Source organism: Thalassospira sp. CA1 (assembly GCF_059052855.1).
The window spans coordinates 167952-194939 of sequence record NZ_JBZCIA010000001.1 but is presented as its reverse complement, the minus strand read 5'-3'; the positions used below and the strand labels follow the sequence as shown (position 1 = coordinate 194939).

At 55.5% G+C, this 26988-nt stretch carries 27 protein-coding genes; 9 read left to right on the top strand and 18 right to left on the bottom strand.

From position 1 onward, the window contains the following. Nucleotides 1-557 precede the first annotated feature (557 nt). Nucleotides 558-1694 carry a porin gene (locus AC5Q5A_RS00970; protein ID WP_493894023.1) on the bottom strand — a complete coding sequence of 379 codons (1137 nt, stop codon included), beginning with the start codon at nt 1692-1694 and terminating at the stop codon, nt 558-560. A 250-nt stretch (nt 1695-1944) separates the two neighbouring features. On the opposite strand from AC5Q5A_RS00970, the gene AC5Q5A_RS00965 reads away from it, so the two are divergent. Genes AC5Q5A_RS00965 through holA form a run of 4 tightly spaced genes read left to right on the top strand, consistent with a single transcriptional unit; the run spans nt 1945 to nt 4774 of the window. Next, on the top strand, nt 1945-2511 hold the full coding sequence (locus AC5Q5A_RS00965; protein ID WP_493894022.1) for a DUF3576 domain-containing protein: 567 nt from the start codon (nt 1945-1947) through the stop codon (nt 2509-2511). Nucleotides 2512-2516: 5 nt separating this feature from the next. Continuing rightward, nucleotides 2517-3179, top strand: a complete 663-nt coding sequence (locus AC5Q5A_RS00960) for a hypothetical protein (protein ID WP_493894021.1) — start codon at nt 2517-2519, stop codon at nt 3177-3179. Beyond that, on the top strand, nt 3176-3682 hold the full coding sequence (locus AC5Q5A_RS00955) for an LPS assembly lipoprotein LptE (RefSeq protein WP_493894020.1): 507 nt from the start codon (nt 3176-3178) through the stop codon (nt 3680-3682). Before AC5Q5A_RS00960 ends, AC5Q5A_RS00955 begins: the two co-directional genes overlap by 4 nt. A gap of 60 nt (nt 3683-3742) precedes the next feature. Beyond that, nucleotides 3743-4774 (top strand): DNA polymerase III subunit delta, encoded by a 1032-nt coding sequence (gene holA / locus AC5Q5A_RS00950; RefSeq protein ID WP_493894019.1) that lies wholly within the window; start codon nt 3743-3745, stop codon nt 4772-4774. 258 nt (nt 4775-5032) lie between these two features. Here holA and AC5Q5A_RS00945 read toward each other — a convergent pair whose 3' ends face one another. The 7 genes from AC5Q5A_RS00945 to AC5Q5A_RS00915 all read right to left on the bottom strand — a co-directional run bounded on the left by AC5Q5A_RS00945 (nt 5033) and on the right by AC5Q5A_RS00915 (nt 12554). Next, nucleotides 5033-6259, bottom strand: a complete 1227-nt coding sequence (locus tag AC5Q5A_RS00945) for a ParB/RepB/Spo0J family partition protein (RefSeq protein ID WP_493894018.1) — start codon at nt 6257-6259, stop codon at nt 5033-5035. Next, nucleotides 6256-7083, bottom strand: a complete 828-nt coding sequence (locus AC5Q5A_RS00940) for a ParA family protein (RefSeq protein WP_493894017.1) — start codon at nt 7081-7083, stop codon at nt 6256-6258. Before AC5Q5A_RS00940 ends, AC5Q5A_RS00945 begins: the two co-directional genes overlap by 4 nt. Then, nucleotides 7080-7670, bottom strand: a complete 591-nt coding sequence (gene rsmG / locus AC5Q5A_RS00935; RefSeq protein ID WP_493894016.1) for a 16S rRNA (guanine(527)-N(7))-methyltransferase RsmG — start codon at nt 7668-7670, stop codon at nt 7080-7082. The genes AC5Q5A_RS00940 and rsmG overlap by 4 nt, the downstream gene beginning before the upstream one ends. Nucleotides 7671-8137: 467 nt before the next feature. Then, complete coding sequence (mnmG, locus tag AC5Q5A_RS00930; protein ID WP_493894015.1) at nt 8138-10039, bottom strand: tRNA uridine-5-carboxymethylaminomethyl(34) synthesis enzyme MnmG; 1902 nt, start codon at nt 10037-10039, stop codon at nt 8138-8140. Between the two features lie 144 nt (nt 10040-10183). Then, on the bottom strand, nt 10184-11557 hold the full coding sequence (gene mnmE / locus AC5Q5A_RS00925; protein WP_493894014.1) for a tRNA uridine-5-carboxymethylaminomethyl(34) synthesis GTPase MnmE: 1374 nt from the start codon (nt 11555-11557) through the stop codon (nt 10184-10186). Between the two features lie 398 nt (nt 11558-11955). Next, nucleotides 11956-12279, bottom strand: coding sequence for a (2Fe-2S) ferredoxin domain-containing protein (locus AC5Q5A_RS00920; RefSeq protein ID WP_417835469.1), 324 nt, complete (start codon nt 12277-12279; stop codon nt 11956-11958). A 14-nt stretch (nt 12280-12293) separates the two neighbouring features. Further along, nucleotides 12294-12554, bottom strand: a complete 261-nt coding sequence (locus tag AC5Q5A_RS00915; RefSeq protein WP_008888754.1) for a DUF6489 family protein — start codon at nt 12552-12554, stop codon at nt 12294-12296. 351 nt (nt 12555-12905) lie between these two features. On the opposite strand from AC5Q5A_RS00915, the gene AC5Q5A_RS00910 reads away from it, so the two are divergent. Further along, complete coding sequence (locus tag AC5Q5A_RS00910) at nt 12906-14945, top strand: thioredoxin domain-containing protein (RefSeq protein ID WP_493894013.1); 2040 nt, start codon at nt 12906-12908, stop codon at nt 14943-14945. A gap of 4 nt (nt 14946-14949) precedes the next feature. Beyond that, the gene (locus AC5Q5A_RS00905) at nt 14950-15438 is read left to right on the top strand and encodes a methylated-DNA--[protein]-cysteine S-methyltransferase (protein WP_493894012.1); all 489 of its coding nucleotides are present in this window, start codon (nt 14950-14952) and stop codon (nt 15436-15438) included. Nucleotides 15439-15461: 23 nt separating this feature from the next. On the opposite strand, the gene AC5Q5A_RS00900 is transcribed toward AC5Q5A_RS00905, so the two are convergent. Continuing rightward, a complete protein-coding gene (locus AC5Q5A_RS00900; protein WP_493894011.1) occupies nt 15462-15854 on the bottom strand; it encodes a VOC family protein in 393 nt (130 codons plus the stop codon). A gap of 79 nt (nt 15855-15933) precedes the next feature. Here AC5Q5A_RS00900 and AC5Q5A_RS00895 point away from each other — a divergent pair, with 79 nt between their 5' ends. Next, on the top strand, nt 15934-16413 hold the full coding sequence (locus AC5Q5A_RS00895) for a hypothetical protein (RefSeq protein ID WP_338184606.1): 480 nt from the start codon (nt 15934-15936) through the stop codon (nt 16411-16413). 116 nt (nt 16414-16529) lie between these two features. Next, the gene (locus AC5Q5A_RS00890) at nt 16530-17504 is read left to right on the top strand and encodes a quinone oxidoreductase family protein (RefSeq protein WP_493894010.1); all 975 of its coding nucleotides are present in this window, start codon (nt 16530-16532) and stop codon (nt 17502-17504) included. A gap of 52 nt (nt 17505-17556) precedes the next feature. Here AC5Q5A_RS00890 and AC5Q5A_RS00885 read toward each other — a convergent pair whose 3' ends face one another. Continuing rightward, on the bottom strand, nt 17557-18111 hold the full coding sequence (locus AC5Q5A_RS00885; RefSeq protein WP_493894009.1) for an HD domain-containing protein: 555 nt from the start codon (nt 18109-18111) through the stop codon (nt 17557-17559). A gap of 162 nt (nt 18112-18273) precedes the next feature. On the opposite strand from AC5Q5A_RS00885, the gene AC5Q5A_RS00880 reads away from it, so the two are divergent. Beyond that, nucleotides 18274-18579 (top strand): hypothetical protein, encoded by a 306-nt coding sequence (locus AC5Q5A_RS00880; RefSeq protein ID WP_493894008.1) that lies wholly within the window; start codon nt 18274-18276, stop codon nt 18577-18579. A 107-nt stretch (nt 18580-18686) separates the two neighbouring features. Here AC5Q5A_RS00880 and rho read toward each other — a convergent pair whose 3' ends face one another. From rho to AC5Q5A_RS00840, 8 genes are all read right to left on the bottom strand, one after another. Continuing rightward, entirely contained in the window at nt 18687-19952 is a 1266-nt protein-coding gene (rho, locus tag AC5Q5A_RS00875) for a transcription termination factor Rho (protein WP_008888761.1), read from the bottom strand. Between the two features lie 353 nt (nt 19953-20305). Next, nucleotides 20306-22363, bottom strand: a complete 2058-nt coding sequence (locus tag AC5Q5A_RS00870; protein ID WP_493894007.1) for a methyl-accepting chemotaxis protein — start codon at nt 22361-22363, stop codon at nt 20306-20308. 238 nt (nt 22364-22601) lie between these two features. Continuing rightward, on the bottom strand, nt 22602-22967 hold the full coding sequence (locus AC5Q5A_RS00865) for a helix-turn-helix domain-containing protein (RefSeq protein WP_008888763.1): 366 nt from the start codon (nt 22965-22967) through the stop codon (nt 22602-22604). After that, the gene (locus AC5Q5A_RS00860) at nt 22964-23611 is read right to left on the bottom strand and encodes a Smr/MutS family protein (protein WP_493894006.1); all 648 of its coding nucleotides are present in this window, start codon (nt 23609-23611) and stop codon (nt 22964-22966) included. Before AC5Q5A_RS00860 ends, AC5Q5A_RS00865 begins: the two co-directional genes overlap by 4 nt. Before the next feature lie 228 nt (nt 23612-23839). After that, a complete protein-coding gene (locus AC5Q5A_RS00855) occupies nt 23840-24757 on the bottom strand; it encodes a substrate-binding periplasmic protein (protein WP_493894005.1) in 918 nt (305 codons plus the stop codon). 25 nt (nt 24758-24782) lie between these two features. After that, complete coding sequence (gene dnaQ, locus AC5Q5A_RS00850) at nt 24783-25496, bottom strand: DNA polymerase III subunit epsilon (RefSeq protein ID WP_493894004.1); 714 nt, start codon at nt 25494-25496, stop codon at nt 24783-24785. Nucleotides 25497-25514: 18 nt separating this feature from the next. Next, nucleotides 25515-26099, bottom strand: a complete 585-nt coding sequence (gene coaE / locus AC5Q5A_RS00845; protein WP_493894003.1) for a dephospho-CoA kinase — start codon at nt 26097-26099, stop codon at nt 25515-25517. Between the two features lie 21 nt (nt 26100-26120). Then, nucleotides 26121-26987, bottom strand: coding sequence for a shikimate dehydrogenase (locus tag AC5Q5A_RS00840; protein WP_493894002.1), 867 nt, complete (start codon nt 26985-26987; stop codon nt 26121-26123). Between the last annotated feature and the right edge of the window lies 1 nt (nt 26988).

The window sequence follows — 26988 nt, the reverse complement described above, 5'->3', positions numbered from 1 at the left end:
ACCACGATTCTTTTACTTGTGCACTGTGTCAAAGATGCCACACTCTCTCTATTCTAGAAACATTCCGGATACATAACTAAGATATTTCACACGTAAATACTCACTGGTCATCTATTAGGGAACACCGAGAGCGTCTATCATTTTTCGAGTCAGAATCTTCAGAAGGCTGAAAATCATTTGTTTGGGCAAGAAACAGATAGTTTTCAACTTCAAACTCACAAAAGTTATGCAAACTAAGTGCGGTCGCTCGACTGAAGAATAAATTTTCCTTTGTAAGTTCAAAGAGCACTTCCAGTAGGTACGCGCATTTTTTTGAGATTGGTTAATTGACAGTTACCGCATCCATGCGGAACGGCGCGCAATCAGGCTCTGTCTGTAGCGATAAATATGTATTTTAAGGCATTAGTCGCCGCTTCTAAGCTCGTATCTCTTGAAAGAGATAAGTTGCAGATAGGTTGGAACAATCGTCTAGTTACATACAATTTGAATAGATAAACAAAAAAAGAGAGGCGCAATTTGCGCCTCTCTCCTTGTAGCAATCTCTAATCTTTTAAGGATTAGAAGCTCAGCTTCAGGCCGGTGATTGCACCGTAAGCGTCGCCGTCGTTTGCCGTACCAGCTGCATCAATCTCGGTCCAGAATACGTTGGCCTGCCAGACAACGCCAGCACCCAAGGTGTAGTTCATGCCAAGCACAAGCGCATCGATCTCGGTTTCGGTGCCAGCACTGGTAAGGGTACCACCGGTGACCGAGTAGTTGTCGCGATCTTCAGATGCGTAGTTGATAGCAACAGTTGCTGCATCCATTGCGTAGCTTACACCGAAATCGTAACCTTTACGATCCGTACCACCGGTAACGTTCTGCTGGGTGGTCGTGCCACCAGCAAAGGTGGTAACCGAGCGGGTGTTCGACGAAAGGTTGTACCACTCGTCAGACGCACCATAGGAACCGCCAACGGTGAAGTTGCCGAAACCAACGTTTGCACCAACGCTGTAGCTTTTGCCGTTGTCCAGATTGATAGTGGTCTGCAGGGTATCACCAGCGCGCGGGTTGGTGTATTCACCAACAGCGGAAACTGCGAGCGAGAAACCGTCGAAATCGTTGCGGAATTCTGCACCGCCCGACCAGATTGCAGCGCTGAGGTCGTTCTTAACACCGGTGTCACCGGTTTCCGAGGTAGAATCATCGGCGTAAGATACACCGGCACGGAAGCCACCGATAACAGGGGTGTAGTAGGTTACACGGCGTGCGTCACCAGAGAAGTTGTTGGTGTCAACCGGACCAATGTTGCTCCAATCTTCGAGGCCGCCGTCGTTCGAACCGTAGCCACCAGCGCCCGGAGCCTGGATCGCCATGTCAGCAGCTGCACCATCTTCCGAACCAAGTTTAACCTGACCGAAACCACCGTTGATGAAGAGGTATTCTTCGTCAACGTTGTTGCCAGCTTCACCTTCGAGCTCGATCACCGCACCAACTTCGATGCCGTTGTCAAGAGTGGTTGAACCTTTAAAGTGAACTTCGGTATCGGACTGGATTTTGTTCTGGGAACGGCCAAGTTCGTTGTCTTTTTCAACGATACCGACATACTGTTCCATGTAACCGCCTACAGACAGGCTGATCGGCTCAGAAGCCTGAGCTGCACCTGCGAAACCAACAGCGACGAGTGCGCTGGAAGCTACCAGAATCTTTTTCATCTTTTCCCTCAACGTCTTTGAATGCGTTTTACGCAATACAAATATTTGGACAGCTTTTGCCGCCCGGTTCGTTGGTGATGGAGCCACCAAATGAGTCCCGCGTCAACCAAAGCTGTGACCAAAATGGCACATTCGCAAATTAGTGTGGCAAAAAAAACACACCGGTTTTCTTTGCTCATCTCTGATTTCCCGCCTATATTCGCTGAAAATCTGGTTTGCTTGTTGAACACAATTCTCTCAAGGGCAGGAAATGCTAACCTTTTCTTCGGTCAAATCTCTAACCACAGGGATAGCTGTAACCCTCATTCTAGCGGGCTGCTCTTACGGCACAGCCGACTATGACAGCTTTCCGGGTTCGGCTCCTGGTGATCAAACGGTGAATGGTCGTAAAGCGACGCGAGCTGATTTGAAAAACGAAGGCTCTGTGTTCGGCGAGGGGGGCCTAAACATATTCGGTGGTGAAGAGTCGCAGCAAGGTGGCGGTTCAGGCATCGGCGTGAACAGCTTCCTATGGCGTGCATCGCTCGATACACTTTCCTTTATGCCGCTGAATTCTGCGGATCCATTTGGGGGTGTTATTATTACTGATTGGTACACGCCGCCGGAATCTTCCGATGAACGCTTCAAGCTGACTGCCTATATCCTTGGCACCGCCCTGCGATCGGATGCCATCAAGGTTTCCGTCTTCCGTCAGGTCAATGTCGGCCCCAACCAGTGGCAGGATGCGGTTGTTGAGCCGGGCACCGTGACATCCATGGAAGACGCTATCCTGACCCGCGCCCGTCAGCTGCGCATTGACAGTGCAAATTCTCAATAAGGCTGATGTCGCAAGGCACGCTTTATATATCGCCTGAATACAACCCCCATTCGCTGCAACGCGACTGGGGGTTTGTTGTATCGCTAGAACGACGTGATGTTTTTCAGGTGATACCAGAGAATCTTGCGACGATTCGTACCGTACTCTATTTCTCAGTTCTTAAGGCATCACTACTGGATTTTTCGCCACTACCCTCACAGCCCTATCGTCCGGCCAAGGTCACAACTGACGAAACAGTGGGCAATGGCGCACAGCTCTATCGTGAAGTCGGGTTTGATATCATGTCACTCGCTTTGCTGGCCGATGTGCCAGCCCACCGACCCCTACACCTGACACAAAACAGCCTGATTGGTCATTGGCGTTGGTTACGTGACGTTTGGCGTGTAGGATCCTCGCGCCCACAGTGTACGGCAACCATGGATACCCGGAACGCGGTGACAAAGGCATTACGAAGCGGCAAAAACAATCTTGCCATCGCAGAGCTGCGCAATCTGTTCAAAAAGGTGCTGCAGGAGCCCGACAATGCCGGGCTGTACATTTCTTTCCTGAACAGCCTATCTCTGTTTTGCCCTTTCATCGCAACCGAACTATTGTGGCGCCAGGGCCGGATTGAACAGGATCCCATCATCCGGTCCCGGACCAAAGATAAAGAAGGTATAGTTGAATGACATTGCGCGCGGTTTTTCCGATTCTCGCACTTATGGCTCTGACAACGCTCAGCGCCTGCGGATTTCGCCCGCTCTATGCCACGGCGGGTGACGACTACAACACCGCGGCCAATATGGCCCAGGTGAAAGTCGCCGTGATCAATGACCGTGTCGGACAATTGACCCGCAATGCCATGCTTGAGACGCTGACCCCGCGCGGTCAAAGCACAAATCCGCTCTATGACCTGAAGGTCACCTTGTCCGAGTCGACGAGTGAGCAAGGCTTTACCAAGGAAAATGAAGCAACGATTGCCGATTTCCTGATTAACGCACAATACGAACTTGTCCGGCGAAACGATACCAAGGTCCTGCGCAAAGGATCGGTTCGCGCCCGCACCAGCTACAACATCGTCGATTCGGATTTTGCCAGCATCGAGGCCAAAAATGCTGCGCGCAGAGATGCTGCGCAAAACCTCGCCCAGCAGCTGGCCAACCAGGTCGCGATTGGCCTGCGGTCACAATAACGTCGTTCTCCGAACCGTCCACACGTCACGCACACTCCCCAACGAACCACAAGGCGCATCATGAAGCTCAAGGCAGCACAGGTTGAAAACTTCTTGCGCGCCCCGGATGCGAAGGCGCAGCTGATCCTGATTTACGGTGAGGACGAAGGTCTTGTGCGTGAACGTGCGACCAAACTGGCCAAAACCGTGGTCGAGGACCTCAAGGATCCCTTCCGCGTGATCGAACTTGGCGCGGCCCAGCTCAAGGAAGATGCCAGCCGCCTGCGCGACGAGGCTGCTGCCATGAGCTTTGGCGGCGGGCGCCGTGTGATCCGACTCCGCGATGTCGGTGATGCGCAGGCTCCTGTCATTGCCGATTTCCTCGGCGATCCGGCCGGCGATGCCCTGATTGTGATTGAAGCCGGAAGCCTTCCGACTCGCTCCAAACTACGTCAGGCAGTCGAAAAGGCCGGTATTGGCATGGCGCTGCCCTGCTATGCCGATGGCGCACGCGATATTGAGGCCTTGATCCATTCGATCATGGATGAACACAAACTGCGCATTGACCGCGACGCGACAAGCTATCTGGTCGCCAATCTCGGCTCGGACCGCATGATTTCACGAAGCGAGCTTGAAAAGCTCGCCCTCTATGCGCTTAAGGACGGCCAGGTCACACTGGCAGACGCCATGGCCTGCGTTGGCGATAGCTCCGCCCGCCACTATGACGATGTCATTCAGGCGGTCTCACAAGGCAATGTGGTTAATCTTGATGCTGCGCTCACCCGGCTGGTTGAAGAGGGCCTCAACCCGGTCGGCGCACTTCGCATGATGATCAGCTATTTTCAGAAGCTTCATCTGGTCAAGGGACAGGTTTCCCAAGGTACCAGCGCCGATCAGGCGATGAAGTCGCTCCGCCCGCCGCTGTTTTTCAAGGCCGCTGATCAGTTTCGCGCCAACCTGAACCACTGGGCGGTCAATAACCTGCAGCGTGCCTTGCAAATCCTGCTCGAAGCCGAAAAGGACTGCAAAAGCGGCCTGGCCATCCCCGAAACCATTGCGCACCGTGCCATGATCAAGGTCGCGGTTGCCCGCCAGAAACAGGTCAGACGCTAACCGCTAGCCCGATTCGCCAGTCTTCAGCGCCATCGCGGCAACTGCGGCCGATGCCATATGGCCGCGCATTACTGGAATGCGTCCAAAACGCACTTAAAACGTAAAAACGCGGTCCGGGATATCATCCCCGCACCGCGTCAAATATCTAAAGGATTCGCTTCACCTCAACCGATCCCCAGCGGGATTTTGCTTTTTCTTCTTTAAGCTTTTTCAGGTGATTGATCTTGTTGCGATCAAGATCCTTCATGCTGGTTCTGGTTAAGGCTTTTTTCCCGTGCCATTTGCAACCTCCTCCAGCACATCCTCGTCGACTTCTTCCTGCGCAATCGGCATGTCGCCCTCGGGCTCATCGTCGATCATCAGGCTGTCGTCATCAATCCCGTCAAGATCACGGCCGCCATCAACCGCATCGGCAATCGATTCGAGCTCGCTGGTCAGCGCATCCTCGTCTTCGTTTTCCGCATCATCGACCGATTCGGCGTCAAACTCGTCATCTTCGATAAACATCGAATCAAATTCGTTCTCATCCGGGCCGGGCGCAGCGGCGGCGTCATCGGAAATGTCGGCGGCCTTGCCATGGGTCAGGCGCTGCAGGATGTCATCAAGCTGCTCTAGCGTTTCATAACGGATCGAGATTTTACCCGCCGATCCGTCAAAGTCGATATTGACCGCCAACCCCAACATGTTGCTAAGGTCACGCTCCAGAGACACCGTATCTGGGTCTTTTTCAATCGAAGACCGGCCCGATGATTTCTTCGGACGCGCAGACTTGCCGCCGTCGGTCTTGACCAGTTTTTCCGCCTGACGAACATTCAGACCCTTCTTGACGATTTGGGCCGCAAGTTCGACGGCATTATCCGCACCAAGCAATGCGCGCGCATGGCCGGAGCTTAGAACCTTGTCTGAGAGCATCTGCTTGATCGGGGCTGGCAGGCCCAGCAAACGCAGGCTGTTGGCAATGTGGCTGCGGCTTTTGCCCAGTGCCTGACCAAGTGCCTCCTGCGTGTGGGAAAACTCGCTCATCAGGCGGTTATAGCCCTCCGCCTCTTCAAGCGGCGACAGATCCTGACGCTGCAGGTTTTCGATCAGGGCAATCTCGGCCGTCTCGCGATCATCAAACTCGCGCACCAGAACCGGCACTTCATGAAGCTGTGCCCGTTGGGCTGCGCGCCAGCGACGTTCCCCGGCGATGATTTCGTATTTGGTTTCGCCGGTTGAGGACGCCCGCACCAGAATCGGCTGAATGATGCCCTTCTCGCGGATCGAGGCCGCCAGATCATCAATCGCGTCATCATCAAAATTGATACGCGGCTGGAACGGCGACGGTTTCAGATCGGTGATCGCAATATGCTGCGTCGTCCCACCCGGTCCGGGATGAGCCGCCTCGGCATTATCGCCACTGGCGGCAACGGCAACTTCTTCGTCCTCTTCCCCTAGAAGTGCAGACAGTCCCCTGCCCAACCCGCGTTTTTTTGCTTCGCTCATGCTTTCACCCCTTCGCGTTTCAGGACTTCGCTCGCAAGATTCAGATAGGCCCGTGAACCCGGGCACTTCATATCATAGACCAGCACCGGTGTTCCGTGGCTGGGGGCTTCGGAAACGCGGACATTGCGCGGGATCACCGTGCGATACACCACATCCCCGAAATAATCGCGCACATCATTGGCGACTTGGGCCGACAGGTTATTGCGCTTGTCATACATGGTCAGCACAATACCCTGGATTTCAAGGTTCGGGTTGAACGCCTTTTTGACCCGCTTGATGGTGCGCACCAGATGGCTGATACCCTCAAGGGCAAAGAACTCGCACTGCAACGGCACCAGAACCGCATCGGACGCCACCAGCGCATTCAGGGTCAAAAGACCCAGCGACGGCGGGCAATCAATCAGGACGTAATCAACATCCTGCGGCAATTTGCCCAGCGACTCCTTAAGCTGCATCTCGCGGCGTTCAAAATCAACCAGCTCGATCTCCGCCCCCGACAGATCCATGCCCGACGGCACAATGCTCAGCCGCGGGATCGAGGTTTCCTTGCGCGCCTCTTCAAGGGTATTGCCATTGATCAGTACGTCATAGGAACTGATTTCGCGGTCGGACGGACGCAGGCCCAAGCCGGTACTGGCATTGCCCTGCGGATCCAGATCGACGATCAAAACCCGCTGGTTCACAGCGGCCAGTGCCGTTGCCAAATTGATCGTCGTGGTGGTTTTGCCCACCCCGCCTTTCTGGTTGGCCACGGCGATAATCCGCGGACGATGCGCGGCACCATCAGATTTCGTCGAAAGCGGCAAATCAATAACATCCGTCACCGGCCCACTCCTTTTAAGATCATCACGACACCGTCCGGATCGACCAGGCTGGCATGCGTGGTTACATCAAATGTCCAACCGGCATCACGTGCGTCCGCCAGCTCATCCTCAAAGGCACGTCCCTTCAGCAGCACATAATGGCCACCGTCTTTCAAATGGCGCTGCCCCAACTCAAGCAGCTTCGGCAAGGGGGCAAAGGCGCGCGCCGTAATCACATCGGCCTGGCGTGGCGCCGCAGCCTCGATCCGTTCACGGGCAATTTCGGTCTGACCCAGCACACCACACACCCGGGCGGCTTCCATCAGGAAGACCGTCTTTTTGGTGTTGGATTCCATCAAGGTGACATTATCGGCGCCAAGGATCGCCAGAACGATACCCGGGAACCCTGCACCCGACCCAAAATCAACGATTTTGCCGGTTGCGGCGATGTCCTGAAGATAGGGCCAAAGCTGCGCAGAATCCTGTAAATGACGTCCCCAAACGTCGTCTGCCGTGCTGGCGCCAACGATATTAATCCGTAGCTGCCACTTCACGACAAGGTCTGCATACTGGTTGAGGCGATCCAATGTTTCACGTGAAACATTCAAATCCTGCTCAAACCATGTTTTTACGGGTATGGAAATTGTCTGCATGTTTGAGTTATAGGCCTTGCCCAAAAAACACTCCAGTCTTGATTTTCGTCCTTTTGTGTTTTTGGCCGCGTCGGATGCGATAAAACACCGCAAAACAGCGTCGAATGTTTCACGTGAAACATTCGCACATCCAAAACGCATCGCTCCAGACCCAAAACACCGCACATTCGGTGAAATTTGACTGCCCACCGACACCGCAGAGCCGACTCCACCACCCTAACCAACCCAAATCCCGAGCGACTCGGCAGAAGCCGGTGATGACCAAGCATACTTCCACATGACCCGGCTACCTCATCCGCTTGCCCTTACCCGACGCCCCGGCCAAACCAAAACGCCCGGCCAGTGAATTTGGCCGGGCGTTGTAACGTGACAAGAAGCGTCCAGATCGGACGCATTATATAGTGTGTTTGGACGAAGACCGATCAGGCGGTCTTGCTGACGGCGGCCGTCTGATGCTTGTGGCTTTTGATATGCCCGAGCAGTGCGGTCACCGCCGCCGGGGTAACACCCGGAATGCGCGACGCGGCACCGATGGTTTCCGGCTGGATTTCTTTAAGCTTCAACCGGATCTCTGCCGACAAGCCACCGACCTTATCGAAATCAAGCCCACGCGGCAGGCGCAATTCCTCGTCCCGGCGGAAGGCCGCGATGTCCGCCGCCTGGCGATCCAGATAGCCCTTATACTGGGCATCAATCGACACCTGTTCCTTGATCGCCGGATCAAGTTCGCCCAGCTGCGGCCATACCTTGGTCAGGGTATCGAAATCAATATCGGGATAGGCCAGCAGGTCATAGGCCGACCGGCGCACGCCGTCCTGATTGATCTTGATATCAAACTTGGCCAAACCATTCGGGGTTTCGGTCAGGTCGGATACTTCTGCCTTGGCGGCATTCAATGCCGATTTCTTGGCATCCCATGCCTGCGCGCGGGTCGATGCGATGCAGCCAATATCAAGACCCCGATCAGTCAGACGCTGATCAGCGTTATCGGCGCGGAGCATCAGGCGATACTCCGCGCGCGAGGTAAACATGCGATAAGGTTCGCGCGTGCCAAGCGTGACCAGATCATCGATCATCACACCGATATAGGCATCGGCGCGATCGAGAACGAATTCGCGCTCAGCACCTCCGGCAATCAGGGCCGCATTGACACCGGCGATCAGTCCCTGCCCGGCGGCTTCTTCGTAGCCGGTGGTGCCATTGATTTGACCGGCAAAGAATAGCGCCGCGACCTTTTTGGTTTCCAGCGTATGGCGCAACTCGCGCGGATCAACAAAGTCATATTCCACCGCATAACCCGGACGGAAGATCTCGACCTTTTCCAGCCCCGGAATGGTCGCCAGCATGGCAAGCTGGACATCTTCGGGAAGCGAGGTGGAAATGCCGTTCGGATAGATGGTCGGGTCATCGAGCCCTTCGGGTTCGAGGAAAATCTGATGCTGATTTTTCTCGGCGAAGCGAACGACCTTGTCTTCGATGGACGGGCAATAGCGCGGACCGCTGCTTTTGATTTTGCCGCTATACATCGGTGCACGGTCGAGGTTGGCGCGAATGATTTCGTGGGTCGCCTCTGTCGTCCAGGTCATGTGACACGGGATCTGCGGCACGGTAATTTCGCGGGTCAGGAACGAAAACGGCTCTGGCGGAGTGTCACCCGGCTGTTCCTGAAGGCTCGACCAATCAATGGTGCGGCCATCAAGGCGGGCCGGCGTCCCGGTTTTCAAACGGCCTAATCGGAAATCATATTTTGCCAGCGTGTCAGACAGACCGGTTGCCGGGGCATCGCCCATGCGACCGGCCGGTTCGGATTTCTCGCCAATATGGATCAGACCATTAAGGAACGTACCCGTAGTCAGCACCACCGCACCGGCAAGGTATTCTTTACCATCGCCAGTGATGACGCCTTTAACGCGGTTTTGGTCATCAATGATCAGGTCCTCGACACCGCCTTCAAGGATGGTGAGGTTCTCCTGTTCAGCGAGGATATCCTGCACGGCCTGACGATACAGCTTGCGATCGGCTTGCGCACGCGGGCCGCGCACGGCTGGGCCCTTGGAACGATTGAGCATACGGAACTGGATGCCCGCGCGGTCAATCGCACGGCCCATCACACCGTCAAGCGCATCAACTTCGCGCACCATATGCCCCTTGCCCAGACCACCGATGGCCGGGTTGCACGACATTTCCCCAATGCGATCCGCACGGTGCGTGACCAATGCCGTGGCTGCGCCCATGCGCGCAGCGGCAGCAGCGGCTTCGCATCCGGCATGGCCGCCACCGACCACGATGACGTCAAAGCGGTTATTTGGCACGTTCTGTGACATCGACTTCCTCACTCAATCCCCGCTGCTTATCACGCGGCGGGTGTGAACCCTGTTTGGTTCGAATAGGTGTATATGGTCAACCTTGTGACGAATGTTTCACGTGAAACATTCGCAGGACCCAAGTCTAACGACTCTTCCCTAACTCTATTTGCCGATACAGAAATCCCCGAAGATAATATCGAGCAAATCTTCCACATCGACACGTCCGGTAATCTTGCCGATTTCGCGGACAGCAAGGCGTACATCCTCGGCCGCCAGTTCTGCGATATCGGTCTGCAATCCGCGATCCAGATGATCGCTGGCACTTTCAAGTGCCCGCCGATGGCGCAGCCGTGTCAGCGGCACGGGCCCGGCAAAATCGAGCCCCTCTTTTACGCGAGTCTCCAGCAGTTGCAAGAGGCTTTCCATCCCCTGCCCGGTCATGGCCGATATGGGTAAAACGGGAAGCTCCAGCGCCCGCCCGTCGACCGATGTTCCCTGCCAGCTTGCCGGAATGGTGCTGCTATCGGTTGCATCGACCTTGTTGATCAGGATCAGCGTCTTGTCATCGATCAGGCGGGCAGCCTCAGGATCGATATTGGGCCAGTCATTGCGATCAATCACCACCAGACGCAGATCGGCGTTTTCGGCCCGCTCCGTCGCACGACGCACACCCTCGGACTCAATCACATCGCCGCTTTCGCGCAGGCCCGCGGTATCGACCATAGTGACCGGGAAGCCGCCCAGATCGAGATGGACCTCGATCATGTCGCGCGTGGTCCCGGCGATTTCGGACACGATGGCGGCATCACGCTGGGCCAGCCGGTTGAGCAGGCTTGATTTCCCGGCATTGGGCGCGCCCAGTATGACAATCTGAAACCCTTCGCGCAGCCGTTCGCCGCGGCGGTTATCGGCCAGATGGCGTTTGACCTCGTCATTTACGGCGCGCAAATCGCCGTGCACCACCGGGACAATGCCGTCAGGCAAATCTTCATCAGGGAAATCAATATCGGCCTCGATATGGGCCAATGCCTTCATCAGGCGCGCACGCCAGCCTTCATAAAGCGTGCCCAGCTCACCGGCCATCTGGCGCACGGCTTGGCGGCGCTGGGCGGCGGTTTCGGCATCAATCAGATCGGCGATCCCCTCGGCCGAGGTCAGATCCATCTTGCCGTTTTCAAACGCCCGCCTTGTGTATTCACCGGGGTCGGCCACGCGCAATCCGTCCTGACGCGACAGGCAATCCAGCACCCCTTCGATCACGGCCCGCCCGCCATGGACATGAAGTTCAACCACGTCTTCACCGGTAAAGCTTGCCGGGCCCTGGAAATAGATCGCCACCGCATCATCAAGCCGCTCATTGCTTTGCGGATCTCGGATCGGCGCATAGATCGCATGGCGCGGTTTGGGCATGGTATCGCGGCCCAATAACGCGCACAGCACTTCGCCCGAACGCGGCCCGGATAATCGGATCACGGCAACACCGGCACGCCCCGCACCGGAGGACAGGGCAAAAATGGTTTCTCGGCTGGCAATCATGGCGGATCCGTCAGTTCTCAATGTGTGCTGTTGCGTGGCAGAGGAGGATATCGTCCAGACAGCGGCAAAGGTCAACATATGGCAGAAAATAACCAACAGGGGTTTAATGAGCTTTGTGTTGGTTGATCGGATCATTGGGTGCGCTTTGGCAACCGCCCTTGCCCCGTTATGGACCCCGTACCCGCCTTCGCGGGCACAGGCTCTGCGCGGGGGTGACGGTATTGCTGGGGATTGCAGGCGGCAGCTCGATATCGTTTCTGCTGCGGGCATCCAGCCTCATCTTGGGCCACAATGCCGAAAAGACCCGTCATTCCCGCGCAGGCGGGAATCTATATGCAGCAAGGCACAAAAAACCGGCCACGCGCATGTCACGGGCCGGTTTGTTTGAAATCTGTTGCCTATTGATCGGGCGTAAGCATCAACCGTTCAACCACCTGCCCGCCGATCAGATGATCATTGAGGATCGCCTCGATGTCTTCCATCGTCTCATAGCGATACCAGGTGCCTTCGGGATAGACCACCATCACCGGGCCGAGTTCGCAGCGATCGAGACAGCCGGCAGTATTGATCCGGGTCTGTGGCAGGCCAAGTTCCTTGGCGCGCACCTTCATGTAATTGCGAAGTTTGGTCGCGCCCTTGGAATTGCAGCAACCGCGTTCATGGCCGGCCGGGCGTTCGTTCTGGCACACGAAGACATGTGCCTGATAGTAGTGTTCACGCATAATATCAGGTCTGCCTAGCCTTTGTCCTTATCACCGGTACCGCCGGTACCTGCATTGAACTGGCCCCAGAAGGCTTTCTGAAGCTGTTCCCAGTTCTGAATGCCCTGCGGCAGCCAGGTGTTGAGCATGGTTTCCGGATCCATCGCCGCCAGATTGGCTTTCATGCGGTCTTCGATATCTTGCATCATCGCCTTTTGCATCGGCTGAACATCAGGAAGACCAAAGAAGGTCCGTGCCTCTTCCGGCGTGCAATCAATGTTCACGGTTACTTTCATCGCCCTGGTCTCCTGATCTGTTTTGTTTTTTGGTCTCTGTCACTTTACGTGATTTGCGTGACTGGCTGTTTGCATGGCTGGCCCATTATCCCCACCAGAACCGCCTTCGCAATCACAATAACGCCAAGCTCCCCCTACCATATGGGAAGCAAGCGGATGCGGCGACCGCAACTTTCACAATATTGCGATAAAAGATTTCGGCCATTTGCCTTTATGAATGAGGCCATAACCCTTAGAATCGCGCAAACAGCCTTATAAAGCATTGCCAGCACTGATGACTGGCGCGTGATTGCAGATCGCGCTACCGCAAACGATAAAGCCATCGGCTTAATGGATGGCACAGGACACAAAATGGAACTCGCACGCAATAATCTTGGTTCGGAAACCAGCCCCTATCTTGTTCAGCATCGCGACAACCCGGTGCATTGGCAGCCCTGGAGTACTGAAATTCTCGCCAAAGCCAAGGAATTGAACAAACCGATCCTGCTATCGGTCGGGTATGCGGCGTGCCATTGGTGCCATGTCATGGCCCATGAAAGCTTTGAGGATGACGGTATTGCCGCCCTGATGAACGAGCTTTTCATCAATATCAAGCTCGACCGCGAAGAACGCCCCGACCTTGATGCGCTTTATCAGAATGCGCTGGCCCTTCTCGGCCAACAGGGTGGCTGGCCACTGACCATGTTCTTGACCCCGGATGGCGAGCCGTTCTGGGGCGGGACCTATTTCCCCAAGGAAGCGCGCTATGGCCGGCCGGGCTTTGGTGATGTGCTTAAGACCGTTGCCAAGATTTACACTGAGAAACCCGATGATGTCCGCCACAATGTCAGCCAGATTTCCAATGCCCTGATCAAGATGAACAGTGCGGCAGTTGGCGCGATCCCCAGCCTTGAGATGATTGATCGCTGCGGCCATGGCTGCTTGCAGATCATGGACGGGGAAAATGGCGGTACATCCGGCGCGCCGAAATTCCCGCAGCCCAGCCTTTTATCCTATATCTGGCGGACCGGTGTGCGCACCGATGATGCCGGGCTGAAACGCATCGTCAAACACAGCCTGGATCGCATGTGCCAGGGCGGCATTTATGATCATCTGGGCGGCGGATTTGCCAGATACGCGGTCGATGACCAGTGGCTGGTGCCGCATTTCGAAAAGATGCTCTATGACAACGCTCAGCTGATTGATCTTCTGTGTGATGTCTGGCGGGTCAATCCGAACCCGCTTTATGCCAAGCGGGTCGAGGAAACCATCGGCTGGATCTTGCGCGAAATGCGCATTCCCGGGGGTGCCTTTACCGCAAGCCTGGATGCCGACAGCGAAGGGGTCGAAGGCAAATTCTATGTCTGGTCAGAGGATGAAATCGATCAGATCCTTGGCGCGGACGCCGAACTGTTCAAGAAATTCTATGACGTTTCCAAGGGTGGCAACTGGGAAGGCAATAATATCCTTAATCGCACCGCCTCGGGATTGGCCCTTGCCGATGATGCGACCGAGGAAAAGTTGGCGGAGCTTCGTGCCAAGCTTCTGACCGAACGGGCAAAACGCATTCGCCCGGGCTGGGATGACAAGGCGCTGACCGACTGGAACGCCATGACGATTGCCGCCTTTGCCGAGGCCGCCATGACCTTCCACCGCGCCGACTGGCTTGATTATGCCAAGCTTGCCTATGGCTTTGTGATCAACACTTTGATGAAGGATGACCGCTTCCTGCACAGCTATCGTAATAGTCGCGTACAGCATGCCGGGATGCTTGAGGATTATGCGCATATGATCCGCGCGGCCTTGAGGCTTTATGAATGCTTTGGCGAGGATGCCTATCTTAATGAAGCCATCCGGTGGTCCGCCGCGGTCGAAACCCTGTTTTCCGATGCCAAAGGCGGCTATTTCCAATCCGCATCGGATGCCAGCGACCTTGTCGTGCGTCAGAAACCCTTCATGGATAATGCCGTGCCATCGGGCAATGCGATTATGGCCCAGAATCTGGCCAAGCTTTATGCCCTGACTGGCGATGCGCAATACCGTGATCAGGCGGAAATCACCCTTGCGGCCTTTGGCGGGCGGATTGGCGAGCAATTCCCGAATATGCCGGGCCTTATGATGGCGGCCGAAATGCTGCAAAATCCGGTGCAGATCGTGCTGATCGCCAAGGAGCGCAGCCAGACCTATCTTGATATGCGCCGCGCCATTTTTGGCGCGTATCTGCCCAACCGGGCGATCACGATCCTGTCTGATGGTGATCCCCTGCCCGACGGCCATCCGGCCCAGGGCAAGACCGCGATTGACGGCAAGGAAACCGCCTATATCTGTCAGGGGCCGGTATGTTCGGCGCCCGTCACAGGAGTCGAAGAATTGACCGAAATGCTGGCAGATTTGCCCGCCAAGGCGGCCTAGCCCGATGCCGCAAATCTCACTCAACAGCCCTGTGGGCGCAATCACGGTTTTCGCGTTTGAAGATCAAATCGTTGCGCTTGACTGGGGATTTGTTGACGAGGTTGAAAGCACACCGGTGCTTGAAGAAGCCCAAAAGCAGCTGAACGCCTATTTCGCAGGGCGCTTGCACAGCTTTGATTTGCCACTCGCCCCGGACGGGACGGATTTCCAGAAAACCGTCTGGCAAGCGATGTGCGAGATCCCGATGGGCAAGACCGCGACCTACAAGGAACTGGCGACCATGGCCGGATCGCCCAAGGCATTTCAATCGGTTGGCACGGCATGCGGCCTTAATCCGATCCCGATCCTCATTCCCTGCCACCGCGTTCTGGCAACTGGCGACAAGCCGGGCGGCTATTCCGGCCATGGCGGGCTTGAAACCAAGCGCGCGCTTTTAAAGATCGAAGGTGTGGATTTGCTGCTGCCGAGTGATCAGGGAAATCTTCCGTTTTAGTCCTGTTTTTCAAGGGCTTAATATTATTCTTCGGCATAGCACACGGCTTGCAGCTTGTTGCCATCCGGATCGCGGACATAGGCGGCATAATAGTTTGGTCCGTAATGCGCGCGCAGGCCGGGCTGGCCTTCATCCATGCCACCATGTTCAAGCGCTGCTGCGTGAAAGGCATCCACCATGTCACGTTGGTCTGCCTGAAACGCGATATGAGTACCATTGCCCCAGGTTGCCGGGCGCCCATCTGCCGGGCTGTAGATATAGATCGTTGGCATCTGTCCATCCCGCTCATAAGCCAACGGCTTATCCGACGGTTTTGGCAAGCGATCAAAGCCCAGCGCTCCCAGTACGGCGTCGTAAAACTTCGCTGAGCGGGCCTTGTCATTGGTTCCGAGGGTGATGTGGCTGATAACTGACATGGGGCAATCCGGGTTATGGGCATTGGGCTTTTGGTCTGTTCACTATTGCATTAATCCATGCGGTTGCATAGAACATAAAGTGAACAACTGGAGAGCCATGATGGACAGCCTGCAAGGATACACCGCCAAATCCGGGACACTTGTGCCGGTTTTCACCATCGAGGTGCAGACATTGCCCGAAGATACGGATCGCATTCTTGACGAAGTTATGAAGGTCCATCCGCTTGGCTTTGGACGGTATCAGCGCAATGCGAGCATTTCCGCAGTGGGAAAAGAAACCGCGCAGCCAGAACCGGGATCGACCACCACAACACATGTTGACGGATTTGCGGCCGGTTCGACTGAGACCTACCCGATGGTCGAGCTCAAAATCTCGATTGATCGCGACCAGAAGGCGCTCGCCAAAGTCATGGACGCGATCATCTATGCGCATCACTACGAGGAACCGGTGATCTTTGTCCGTGAGGACTGGGCAAGTCGCGCCGCCTACAATCCGCAAAGTGACAACCCCAATCGCTGGTGGAACAACGGCAAAGGGTTGCCCGATCGGATTGATTAATCACGTCGTTTCGGATGGAATTCTTCCAATCCTGTGCTGCAAAGCAATCGCGATTAACCTACACTCCTCCCATTAACGAAACAGGCGTTGGAAAACGCAAAGATGGGAGGTCTTCCATGACCAAAGCATTCCGATTTTACGAGACCGGCGGCAGTGATGTCCTGAAATTTGAAGACGTCGACGTCGGTACTCCGGGCGAAGGCGAAGTCCGCCTGGCGCAAAAGGCCGTTGGCCTGAACTATATCGATATTTATTTCCGCTCCGGCGTTTATCCGGCACCGAGCATGCCGTCCGGCCTTGGTCTTGAGGGTGCTGGTATCATTGAGGAAGTTGGTCCCGGTGTGACGGATCTGGCCGTGGGCGATCGCGTGGCCTATGCCGCACAGCCACTTGGTGCCTATGCCGAGGCGCGCGTGATGCCGGCCAAGGGTCTGGTCAAGATCCCCGATGATGTCAGCTTTGAGCTGGCCGCGGCCGCCATGCTTCAGGGCATGACAGCACAGTATCTTCTGCGCCGGACCTATAACGTCAAAAAGGGCGACACCATCCTGATCCACGCGGCGGCTGGTGGCGTTGGCCAGATTGTGTGTCAGTGGGCCAAGCATCTGGGGGCGACCGTAATCGGGACGGTCGGTTCCAAGGAAAAGGCCGACATCGCCAAGGCCAAGGGCTGTGACTATCCGATCCTCTATCGCGACGAGGTCGTCTCAGAGCGGGTCAAGGAAATCACCAATGGCCAAGGCGTTGAAGTTGTTTACGATTCGGTTGGTAAGGACACGTTCGAGGATTCGCTTAAATGCCTCAAACGGCTTGGCATGATGGTGAGTTTTGGTCAGTCATCGGGTGCGGTGCCGCCGGTATCGCTGGCCCAGCTTGCCCCGGGAGCCTATTTCCTGACCCGGCCGAGCATCTTCCAGTACAACGCCACCCGCGAAGAGCTGCTGGCCAGTGCGAATGAGCTGTTTGATGTTTTGAAATCGGGCATTGTCACGATTGATATCACCGCGACCTACCCGCTTGCCGATGCTGCAAAGGCGCATGACGACCTTGAAAGCCGCAAAACCAACGGTTCGATCGTCTTTACAGTCTGATCACGGCGTTCAATGCCCTGATACATTGATAGATTTCCGGATCGAGGCAGGGTTATTTCCCTGCCTCTTTCAGTTCGCTCTGGTGGAAAGTCCGTACATCACGCGCGATGGCGTCGAAGCGCTCTGAAAGGCCTTCGCTGACTTCGCGGCAGGGGGCGATGACGGCTTCGGCCCAGTCGACATAGTCCAGGATCTGTCTTTCATCCCAGCCAACCGGCGTGTCGGTCAGCATCGCACCGACATTGGCGACCTTGTCGGCCAGTCGCACAAGCTTGGCACCGTTGGTCAGGCTTGGGGCGGTATCGATCTGTTTTGCCTTGCGCTCGTCCCTTGGCAGGGCCTTGTCATCACTGACTTCGAGCACGATGTCGGCAATGATGTCGTTAAAACAGGCGGCGATTTCATCGCGGGTCGCGCCGCAATCCTCGATCACGTCATGCAGAACGGCGGCACAGAGAATATCCTCGCCGGTCCCCGGTTCGCATTCGACAATCAGGCGGGAAACCTCGATCGGATGATTGATATAGGGTTCCTGGGCGGCCCCTTTGCGACGCTGGTCGCGATGGGCACGGGCGGCGAAATCGACGGATTTGAGTAGAAGCTGCATAAAGCGCGATATAATCGTGAACGGGTTGCGTAGAGTCCCACGGCTTTTGCGTGGTTTCAAGCCTTCATGCAGCCAACGCCTGTGAAAATCATGCAGAGCCGTGAAAAACAGCGGCAAACAGGATAGACTGATTTCTCTACCATCAAGCGGGAGACGCCAAAAATGTCACAGGAAATGCGCCTGAAACTGACCTTGTGGAATGAAAACGCCGAGACCCCGCTGCATCTGAGCGCCCTTGCCCCCAAGGATGGCTGGCAAAGCGCCCCGCCCAACCGGATCGAGGCCGGTGAAACGGTGGTGTGCGAAATCACGGCTGCCAACACACTGGCGATTACGCTCAATTACGGCACCTGCCATATCGGCATTCATCTGAGCGACGACAATTTTTCCATCGATCCAGGTGATGCCCGTGTGGATCGTCAGAAACTGGGGAGTGACCTGGCAGAGGTGACACTGGCCCTTGGATAGAGGTTGTTTAACGGTTATTTCGATATTGAAATAAAAAACGGGGCCCAACCGGGCCCCATTCATCATTTGACGATCCCTGTCACAGGCCCAAGCAGGCCCGCGCGGCTTTAGCCGTTCATGGAATCGAAGAAGTCGTCGTTGTTCTTGGTGCCCTTGAGCTTGCCAAGCAGGAATTCCATCGCGTCCTGCGGACCCATCGGGTTGAGGATACGACGCAGCACCCACATCTTGGACAGAACGCTCTTGTCGACGAGAAGCTCTTCCTTACGGGTACCCGATTTGAGGATATCAATCGCCGGGAAGATACGTTTGTCAGACAGTTTGCGATCCAGGATAAGCTCGGAGTTACCGGTACCCTTGAATTCTTCAAAGATGACCTCGTCCATGCGCGAACCGGTATCGATCAGGGCGGTCGCGATGATGGTCAGAGAGCCGCCCTCTTCGATGTTACGGGCCGCACCGAAGAAACGTTTCGGGCGTTGCAGCGCGTTGGCATCAACACCACCGGTCAGGACCTTGCCCGAGCTCGGCACCACGGTGTTGTAAGCACGTGCCAGACGGGTGATCGAGTCCAGCAGGATGACAACATCATGCTTGTGTTCGACCAGACGTTTGGCCTTTTCCAGAACCATTTCGGTGACCTGAACGTGACGCTGGGCCGGTTCATCGAAGGTCGAGGAAATGACTTCGCCTTTTACCGAACGGTCCATGTCGGTCACTTCTTCCGGACGTTCATCAATCAGAAGAACGATCAGATAGGCTTCCGGGTGGTTTTCCTCGATCGCGTGCGCAATGTTTTGCAGCATCACGGTTTTACCGGTGCGCGGCGGTGCGACGATCAGGGCACGCTGACCTTTACCAAGCGGCGAAACCAGTTCGATCACGCGGTTGGTGGTGTCCTTGTTGGCACCTTCCTGATCGGATTGACGCTCCATCTTGAGCGGCTCATCAGGATAGAGCGGGGTCAGGTTATCGAAATTAACGCGCTGACGGACTTTTTCCGGCGCATCGAAATTGACCTTATCAACCTTGAGCAGGGCGAAATAACGCTCGCCTTCTTTCGGCGAGCGGATCTGGCCTTCAACGGTGTCGCCAGTTCGCAAGCTAAAACGCCGCACCTGGCTCGGACTGACATAAATGTCGTCAGGGCCGGCAAGGTAGTTTGCCTCGGGGCTGCGCAGGAAGCCGAAACCATCGGGCAGAACTTCAAGAACGCCTTCGCCAAAGATGGCGTGGTCGTTCTCGGCCAACTGCTTGAGGATCGCGAACATCAGCTCCTGCTTGCGGAGCGTGCTGGCGTTTTCGATTTCGAGTTCATCAGACAGAGCAAGCAGCTCGGTCGGAGATTTCTTTTTAAGGTCCTGAAGATGCATATGTGCGTTTAATGATCTGTGGTTGCCGAAAGGGCGAAGATTTTATGGAGATAGAAAAGAGAATGTGCGGTTGACCGTCAGGCAAGGCGCTCAGGCTTTTGCTGGGGCGTGCGGACGGTTCGAAACCTTGGAGTTGCAAGAAAGGCAGGTCTTTTCATGTTTCTGGATCGAAACACCCCCGATTGATACCCTTGAAAATCGCAATAGTCAAACCGTGATTCGAAAGAACCGGGCAATTTTGCAGCCATTGATACGAAAATATCACATCTCGCCCCCGGCGACCGACCGCATTCCGCTGGTCGAAGCCTGGTTTGAGCCAGAATCCCGTGTCCTTTGTCATCGATGCTTTTGCATCAAACTGTCTGGGCTTCGCGCACGGACTGAAGGAAATCGGCCACTTCCTTGCGCAGGCTGGTCGCGACATTGGCAACCTGATCACAGGCGACGATAACGTGATCGGCGGCCTCGCCGGCATTGTCGGTCGCCTCGCGGATACCGGCAACATTGCCCGAAACCTCGGTCGTGCCTTGCGAGGCACGATCAATATTATTGGCAATTTCCGAGGTTGCGGCTTCCTGTTCATTGACCGCGGCTGCCAACGAGGACGAGGTCGCATCAATCTGGCCGATTTTTTCGCCAATCCGGGAAAAGGCATCAACCGCGCGTTCTGTCGCGTCCTGCAGATTGCCCATTTGTTCGGAAATTTCGTCGGTTGCACGCGATGTCTGGGTCGCAAGGTTTTTGACCTCGTTGGCGACCACGGCAAATCCCTTGCCGGCCTCACCGGCACGGGCGGCTTCGATTGTCGCATTAAGCGCCAAAAGATTGGTCTGTTCGGCGATATCGCGGATCAGACCGATCACCTCGCCGATCTTTTCAGCACCTTCTTTCAGCGCCGTTGCAATGACTTCGGCCTCGCGGGCCTCGTCGGCCGCGGCGGTCGCATTGTCCGACGACGCAGAGATCTGTCGGGAAATCTCAAGGATCGAATTGGCCAGCTGTTCGGTTGCCGATGAAACCGCGGACACATTTTCGGATGCTGATTTGGCGTCATCTGCCACCAGGCGGGCCTTTTCGCGGGTCTTGTCGATGGCCGATGTCATGTCTGAAGATGTGGTGCGCAAACCATCAGTCGACTGGCCGATATCACCCAGCAATTCGTTGATCCTGGCCTCAAACCGTTCGGCCAGCCGGCTGACTTTTTCAGCACGGGCAAATCGGGCGGCTTGTTCCTTTTCACTTTGGGCGGCCATTTCCCTATTCTCGACAAGGCTGTCGCGGAAAAACTGCACCGAACGGGCCATGGCCCCGACCTCATCCCCGCGTGCGGCCCCGGACACCTTGACCGACAGGTCACCTGCGGTCAGATCACTCATGGTTTTGGTCATGGCGCGGATCGGCGCAGAAATATCTCGACCGACGATGACAACCAATGTGCATGCAAGTGCGATAATGATCAGCAAACCGGCCAATGTGCCATAAAAATAAAGCTGCGCTTCAGAGAGCTTTTGCGCCGAGAGGGTGACCAGGCTTTGGGCAATATGGTCTTCTATCATCTTGTAAATATTAATCTTTACCGTGATGGTCGCAAACCAGTCCGTCCCCGCAATGCCATTGGTGGTTCCGGTTACCGGGTAACTGAGCGCCACATCGCGCAACTTGTTGACCGCCGCAATCGCCGGATCCTGCATCGCGCGGTCGTAAAATTCCCTGATCTCTGGTGCGGCCATTTCTTCAAACACAGAAAGATAAGCGTTTTGAAGCGTGATCAGCTCGACAAATCGGCGATAAAGGTTGGGTTCGAACTTGCCCATACCAAACCCGGCCGCACCTGTGGCGCGCTCAAGCCCACCACGTTCCTTGGCCTGCATGAAATCATTAAAGGCCGCGATTGAGCGGACCAGTTCGGGATCGTTGCTGATTGTGCTCATGACATTGACGGTCGAGAGCATGCCGGAAATGATCGAGGTATAGAACCGAACCGCCTCGCCAAGTTCGATATCCAGCGCATAAACCTTGGCGCGTGTCTGGGGCACGGTATCAAGCAGCCCGACAAAGACGCCAACCTGCTCTGCCAGACCCGGGTCATAGGCGGAAAGATCAAAGTCGTTTAACGCATTGCGCAAAGACTGAATGCGGGCGTCCGACAAGTTGCGCTGATCGGCAAGTTGTGGTCCGAACTGTTCACCTTTGGAGCCGATAAAGCCCGCCGATGCGCCCCGTTCCTTTTGCAATTCGTGTACGGTTGCGCCGATCTGAACCGCAAGTTCGGTCAAGCCGCCAATTTTGCCAAGTTCATCCATTTCCCGATAGCGGTCGGAAATAATGACGCCGGACAGAACAACAAGTCCCAACAAAGGTGGGATCAGAGAAATCGCAAGCTTCTTGCCAATCTGAATATTCGCAAACATGTAAAGCCCCGTGCATTGTGGAATGCGAGGCCGCCAAATATGCGTTCTTCCAACTCCCGGGGCGCGCAGGTTCTGGATTGATACGATATCGTATCAATTGCCTTTTATTGTTGGTGTGGTGACACGCCTGGACTTTGTGCGGCGCAAAATAATCAGCGCGGCACGTTTGGATATTGTAACCCTTGGATTAAATTCAATGGTTACGTTTCAACTTAAAAGGCGTTCGGGAAATCCTGTTTCACGAAGAGCGATGCTGTTCGCGCACAATTTCAAGCATCCGGTTGAGCTGATCCTCGCTCAGGCCGGCGATGCGTTCCGACAGCAGGTTGGCCAGTTCGGTGGCTTGGGGTTCCAGTCCGGCGGTATCGACGGTGATTTTCGGATGCGAGAGCTGGGCCAGACGTTTGACGTCATCAACCTCGTCCCAGACCAGATTGAAATAACCGCAGATTTGCTGCACCAGACCGGGGCTGGGCCGCCCGCGATGACCGTGTTCAAGCGCGGACAGATAGGCCGGTGACAGCTGAAGTGCTGTTGCCATATCGGTCAGCGTCACGTTGTTGCGCGCACGGAGTTCCCGGATGCGATTGCCAAAAGGTGTCACCGGCGTCTCCGTTTCAACAAGACATAAAAGGCCCCGGCGCCACCGTGCTGGATCTGGGCCTGATGAATGGCAAGGATGCGATTGCGCAGGTTTGGCGCACTCAGCCATTGCGGGGTGCGTTCGCGCAAAAGACCGGTACGGCCATATTCGTCGGCCCGCGATCCCTTGCCAGTGATTACGAGAACGCAACGTTTTCCGGCCCGCCAGCTATCCTCGATAAAGGCATTGAGCGCATTATGGGCGACTTCCTGGGTCATGCCATGCAGGTCAATGCGCCCGTCGATCGACATCTTGCCCTTTTGGAATTTGTTGGCAGTCGATCGATCAATCCCGTCGGTGACACCGGGTTTCAGTTCAGAAAGGTTCTGTTTTTTGATCTTTGGGCCACGGTCGGCATGGCGGGCCGACGGCAAATTGCGCGCAGCCCGGCTTTGTTCGGACTGTTCAAGTTTTTCGCCAAGATTATCGGGCAAGGTAATCGCGGTATCGCTGGTGTGGATGTCATCATCAGACGCGACCACGTCATCGCCGGCCTTGCGCCTTTTCTTGCGCAAAGGTTTGACGTCACGGGTAAAGACCTCCCACAGGGTCTTTTCGTCATCCGTGACGGTGCGGCGTCGCTTATTTGGTTTCTTATGACTCATCGACCAAGACAATATGCAAGCGGCGCGGTCCATATACGCGAGGCTTTATCGTCCATTCGATATCACCTGTTTGCAACAGCCCGGTCACCCAAAGAAATGTTCGCGGCATATTGCCGTGTCATTGCTTTTCGCGCAACCGCGCCCGTCGCGCATTTCGCTGTCACGGCAACAATAAGTTTGCCAGAAAAGCAGGCCAGACCGGGAAAGGTGGCCCGACAGGGTTGGGTTTCAGGTATCGATGTCGGTCAGATCAACACAGGTGACGCCATTATTATCAAGATCAAGCATCGCCTTGAGAAACGCACTGTCGAGATTGGTCGAAAGCCCGTGCATCCGGCGGTTTTCAATAAAAAAGCCGTCGGTTTTGAAGCGATCAAGCTGGGTTTGCAGCCTTGTGATATCGCTTTGGGGCACATCACCACTGATCGCGATATAGAGATAACAGGTACGATAGGGCTTGAAACCAGTCACATCAGGAATGCTGACCTCGGGATATTCGGCACGGACCTTATCAAGATAATGGCGCAGGATATTGCCACCGATGGCAATCAGATCGACGCGATCAGCCATCATCATCGGCAACAGAAGTTCTTCACGCGGCACCATAACCAATTGCTTGGCACCGCGATCACGAAGATATCCTTCACGCGCTGATCCCATCAGAACCCCGATGCGGGCATCGCGCAAAAGCGTTTCGAACGCCATGTCCGACCAACCGGTATCGATAAAGCCAAACAGGTTCCAGAAGGTCCGGCTGACCGGACCCACCCATTGGAAGACATCTTCGCGATAATCAATTCGGGTGGTGGGGTAAATTACGTGGCCGACTTCGCGTCCGGCCAGCTCCATCTGCCGTTTCCAGGGCATCTGCGGCACGATTTCAACAGCCAGACCGGCCTTGGTAAACAGTTCGATGGCAAGCGTATCGAAGTAGCCTGGCTCCGGCCGGCCCGATGACTGAACCCGGCTGCTTTCAGACAAATGGATGATGTAGGTGCCGTCAAACGTGGAGTTTTCTGGAGCTTTTTCGTCAGTGAGTGTCTGGGCGCGAAGATTACCTAAAGCCGTGATCAGCGCACAGACCAAAACCAGCATCGCAAGGAGGCGATTGGCGTATTGAGAAACTGTAAGTTCGGAAAACCGCAATGATGGACACCGCTGTTTTCCCATCCTAGGCATCTTGCCTTGTCAGCCAGAGCGCGTCTTTGACTTTGGCCTCGATATAGGCGCGGTGGGCGGCAAGTTCTTCTTCGCTGATCACATGCGGCCTTGGTTCCAGCCGGTTGCCCCGCGGGCCCAGAACCCGACGACCACCGTTATCTTCATCCTGATCACCGTTTAGCGCATTGGGATCAAGCGACAGGCCATGCTGACGGCCGCCCAGAAGTTCGAGATAGACCTGGGCAAGAAGGTCGGAGTCAAGAAGTGCGCCGTGAAGGGTACGGTTTGAGTTATCGATCTTGAACCGACGACACAGCGCATCGAGGCTGACCGGGGATCCGGGGAATTTCTTGCGCGCCATCTGAACGGTATCAAGGGCGCGTTCCATGGCAATGCGCGGCTTGTTAAGCCATTCAAGCTCCGCATTGAGGAACTTCATGTCGAAGCTGGCATTGTGAATGACCAGAACCGAATCCTCGCCAATGAATTCGATGAACTCATCGGCAACCTCGGCAAAGACCGGCTGGTCTTTGAGGAAGTCATCGCCCAGACCGTGAACGTCGAATGCTTCCTTGGGCATCGGGCGCTGGGGATTGATATACTGGTGATATTGCCGCCCGGTGGGCATGTGATTGATCAGTTCGATACAGCCGATTTCAACCAGTCTGTGGTCAGCATAGGGATCAAGGCCGGTGGTCTCGGTATCAAGAACAATCTCACGCATGTAGTCGTTATCCAGTCATCAACTGAGTTGGTCGATAATACCCTGAATATATTGAAAAGTGACCGCACGCCCCAACCCGGTCGGGATGATAAAATCAGCGCGCTTTCGCTTTTCGATATCTGGCATCTGTTTGGACAGAATGGCGGAAAATTTTGTCTCCGTCATCCCTTCTCGCGAAAGAACACGCTGGCGTTGTATAAACCGCGGGGCCGATACAACCGCAACATGGTCACAGCGCTTTTCACCGGATGTTTCATATAAAAGCGGGATGTCGAGAACGACCAGCTTACGCCCCAAACGACGCTGGGCAGCAAGAAACCGGTTTTCAGCTGCGCGCACCAGCGGATGCAGGATGGTTTCAAGCGTTTTTAGAACATCCGGATCGGAAAAGGCGATCTTGCCCAATGCCTGCCGATCAATCCGGCCATTAACGATCACATCGGGAAAGGCCTTGGCAATCGGGTCAAAGGCAAGGCCATCTGGTGCCATCAATTCATGGGTCGTGGCATCGGCATCATGAACCGGCACACCAAGGTGACGAAACATCGCCGCCGCGGTTGATTTGCCCATGCCGATGGAGCCGGTTAACCCAAGAATTTTCATGATAAGATTACCATTCAGATCTTAATCCGGCGAAAGAACGAAATCGCGCAGTTCTTGGGTGACTTCGGGATCGATCCCGAACCAGCGATGGAAACCCGGTCGTGCCTGATGGAGCAACATGCCAAGGCCATCAACAATCGGATTGCCGCGGGCTTTGGCCTGCACCAAAAGGTCGGTCATCAGCGGCGCATAGACAATATCGGTGACAAGGGCGGTTTGCGGCAGACCGGACAGGTCGATCTCAAGCTTGGGCTGGCCGACCATGCCAAGGCTTGTGGTATTGACGACAAGCGACGCGTCCTCAAGGGCATCAGGTGCAACCGGCCAGTCAATCACCTTGATCCGCGGGTCCTTGATTTCGGCCACGACGTCTTCGGCGCGTTTGCGGGTCCGGTTGGCCAGACGAATTTCCGGGCAGCCTTCATCCAGCAGGGCGACCAAAACCGCACGGCACGCCCCGCCTGCCCCAAGCACCACCGCCGGACCGCTGGCAAAGGCGATATCAGGTGCTTCCTGACGCAGGTTTTCAAGGAAGCCAAAGCCGTCGGTATTGTCACCCAGAAGACGACCATCCTTGGCAAAGGTCACGGTATTGACCGCCCCGATGCGGCGTGCGCGATCGGATAGTTCATCACATTCGGGCATCGCCATTTCCTTTTGCGGAATGGTGACATTAACCCCGGAAAATCCCAGATTACGCAACGAAATCAAGGCGGCCTGGAAGTTTTCCGGCTCCACAGGCAGTGGCATATAACAGCCATCAATGCCGTATTTCGCCAGCCAATAGCCATGCAGGCGCGGCGATTTCGAATGCGATACCGGCCAGCCCATCACGCCGGCAAGGCGCGATGTGCCCGATAGGGTGCGATAAGGATTTCGCGAGGTCATT

Excerpts from the sequence above, each read along its gene's own strand:
- AC5Q5A_RS00970 (WP_493894023.1), bottom strand. The coding sequence starts at position 1,694 with ATGAAAAAGATTCTGGTAGCTTCCAGCGCACTCGTCGCTGTTGGTTTC.
- AC5Q5A_RS00885 (WP_493894009.1), bottom strand. The coding sequence starts at position 18,111 with ATGCAGCTTCTACTCAAATCCGTCGATTTCGCCGCCCGTGCCCATCGC.
- coaE (WP_493894003.1), bottom strand. The coding sequence starts at position 26,099 with ATGAAAATTCTTGGGTTAACCGGCTCCATCGGCATGGGCAAATCAACC.
- AC5Q5A_RS00900 (WP_493894011.1), bottom strand. The coding sequence starts at position 15,854 with ATGTCAGTTATCAGCCACATCACCCTCGGAACCAATGACAAGGCCCGC.
- AC5Q5A_RS00890 (WP_493894010.1), top strand. The coding sequence starts at position 16,530 with ATGACCAAAGCATTCCGATTTTACGAGACCGGCGGCAGTGATGTCCTG.
- AC5Q5A_RS00960 (WP_493894021.1), top strand. The coding sequence starts at position 2,517 with ATGTCGCAAGGCACGCTTTATATATCGCCTGAATACAACCCCCATTCG.
- holA (WP_493894019.1), top strand. The coding sequence starts at position 3,743 with ATGAAGCTCAAGGCAGCACAGGTTGAAAACTTCTTGCGCGCCCCGGAT.
- AC5Q5A_RS00840 (WP_493894002.1), bottom strand. The coding sequence starts at position 26,987 with ATGACCTCGCGAAATCCTTATCGCACCCTATCGGGCACATCGCGCCTT.
- AC5Q5A_RS00915 (WP_008888754.1), bottom strand. The coding sequence starts at position 12,554 with ATGAAAGTAACCGTGAACATTGATTGCACGCCGGAAGAGGCACGGACC.
- AC5Q5A_RS00920 (WP_417835469.1), bottom strand. The coding sequence starts at position 12,279 with ATGCGTGAACACTACTATCAGGCACATGTCTTCGTGTGCCAGAACGAA.
- AC5Q5A_RS00965 (WP_493894022.1), top strand. The coding sequence starts at position 1,945 with ATGCTAACCTTTTCTTCGGTCAAATCTCTAACCACAGGGATAGCTGTA.
- AC5Q5A_RS00880 (WP_493894008.1), top strand. The coding sequence starts at position 18,274 with ATGTCACAGGAAATGCGCCTGAAACTGACCTTGTGGAATGAAAACGCC.
- mnmE (WP_493894014.1), bottom strand. The coding sequence starts at position 11,557 with ATGATTGCCAGCCGAGAAACCATTTTTGCCCTGTCCTCCGGTGCGGGG.
- AC5Q5A_RS00910 (WP_493894013.1), top strand. The coding sequence starts at position 12,906 with ATGGAACTCGCACGCAATAATCTTGGTTCGGAAACCAGCCCCTATCTT.
- AC5Q5A_RS00955 (WP_493894020.1), top strand. The coding sequence starts at position 3,176 with ATGACATTGCGCGCGGTTTTTCCGATTCTCGCACTTATGGCTCTGACA.
- AC5Q5A_RS00945 (WP_493894018.1), bottom strand. The coding sequence starts at position 6,259 with ATGAGCGAAGCAAAAAAACGCGGGTTGGGCAGGGGACTGTCTGCACTT.
- dnaQ (WP_493894004.1), bottom strand. The coding sequence starts at position 25,496 with ATGCGTGAGATTGTTCTTGATACCGAGACCACCGGCCTTGATCCCTAT.
- AC5Q5A_RS00905 (WP_493894012.1), top strand. The coding sequence starts at position 14,950 with ATGCCGCAAATCTCACTCAACAGCCCTGTGGGCGCAATCACGGTTTTC.
- mnmG (WP_493894015.1), bottom strand. The coding sequence starts at position 10,039 with ATGTCACAGAACGTGCCAAATAACCGCTTTGACGTCATCGTGGTCGGT.
- AC5Q5A_RS00870 (WP_493894007.1), bottom strand. The coding sequence starts at position 22,363 with ATGTTTGCGAATATTCAGATTGGCAAGAAGCTTGCGATTTCTCTGATC.
- rho (WP_008888761.1), bottom strand. The coding sequence starts at position 19,952 with ATGCATCTTCAGGACCTTAAAAAGAAATCTCCGACCGAGCTGCTTGCT.
- AC5Q5A_RS00860 (WP_493894006.1), bottom strand. The coding sequence starts at position 23,611 with ATGAGTCATAAGAAACCAAATAAGCGACGCCGCACCGTCACGGATGAC.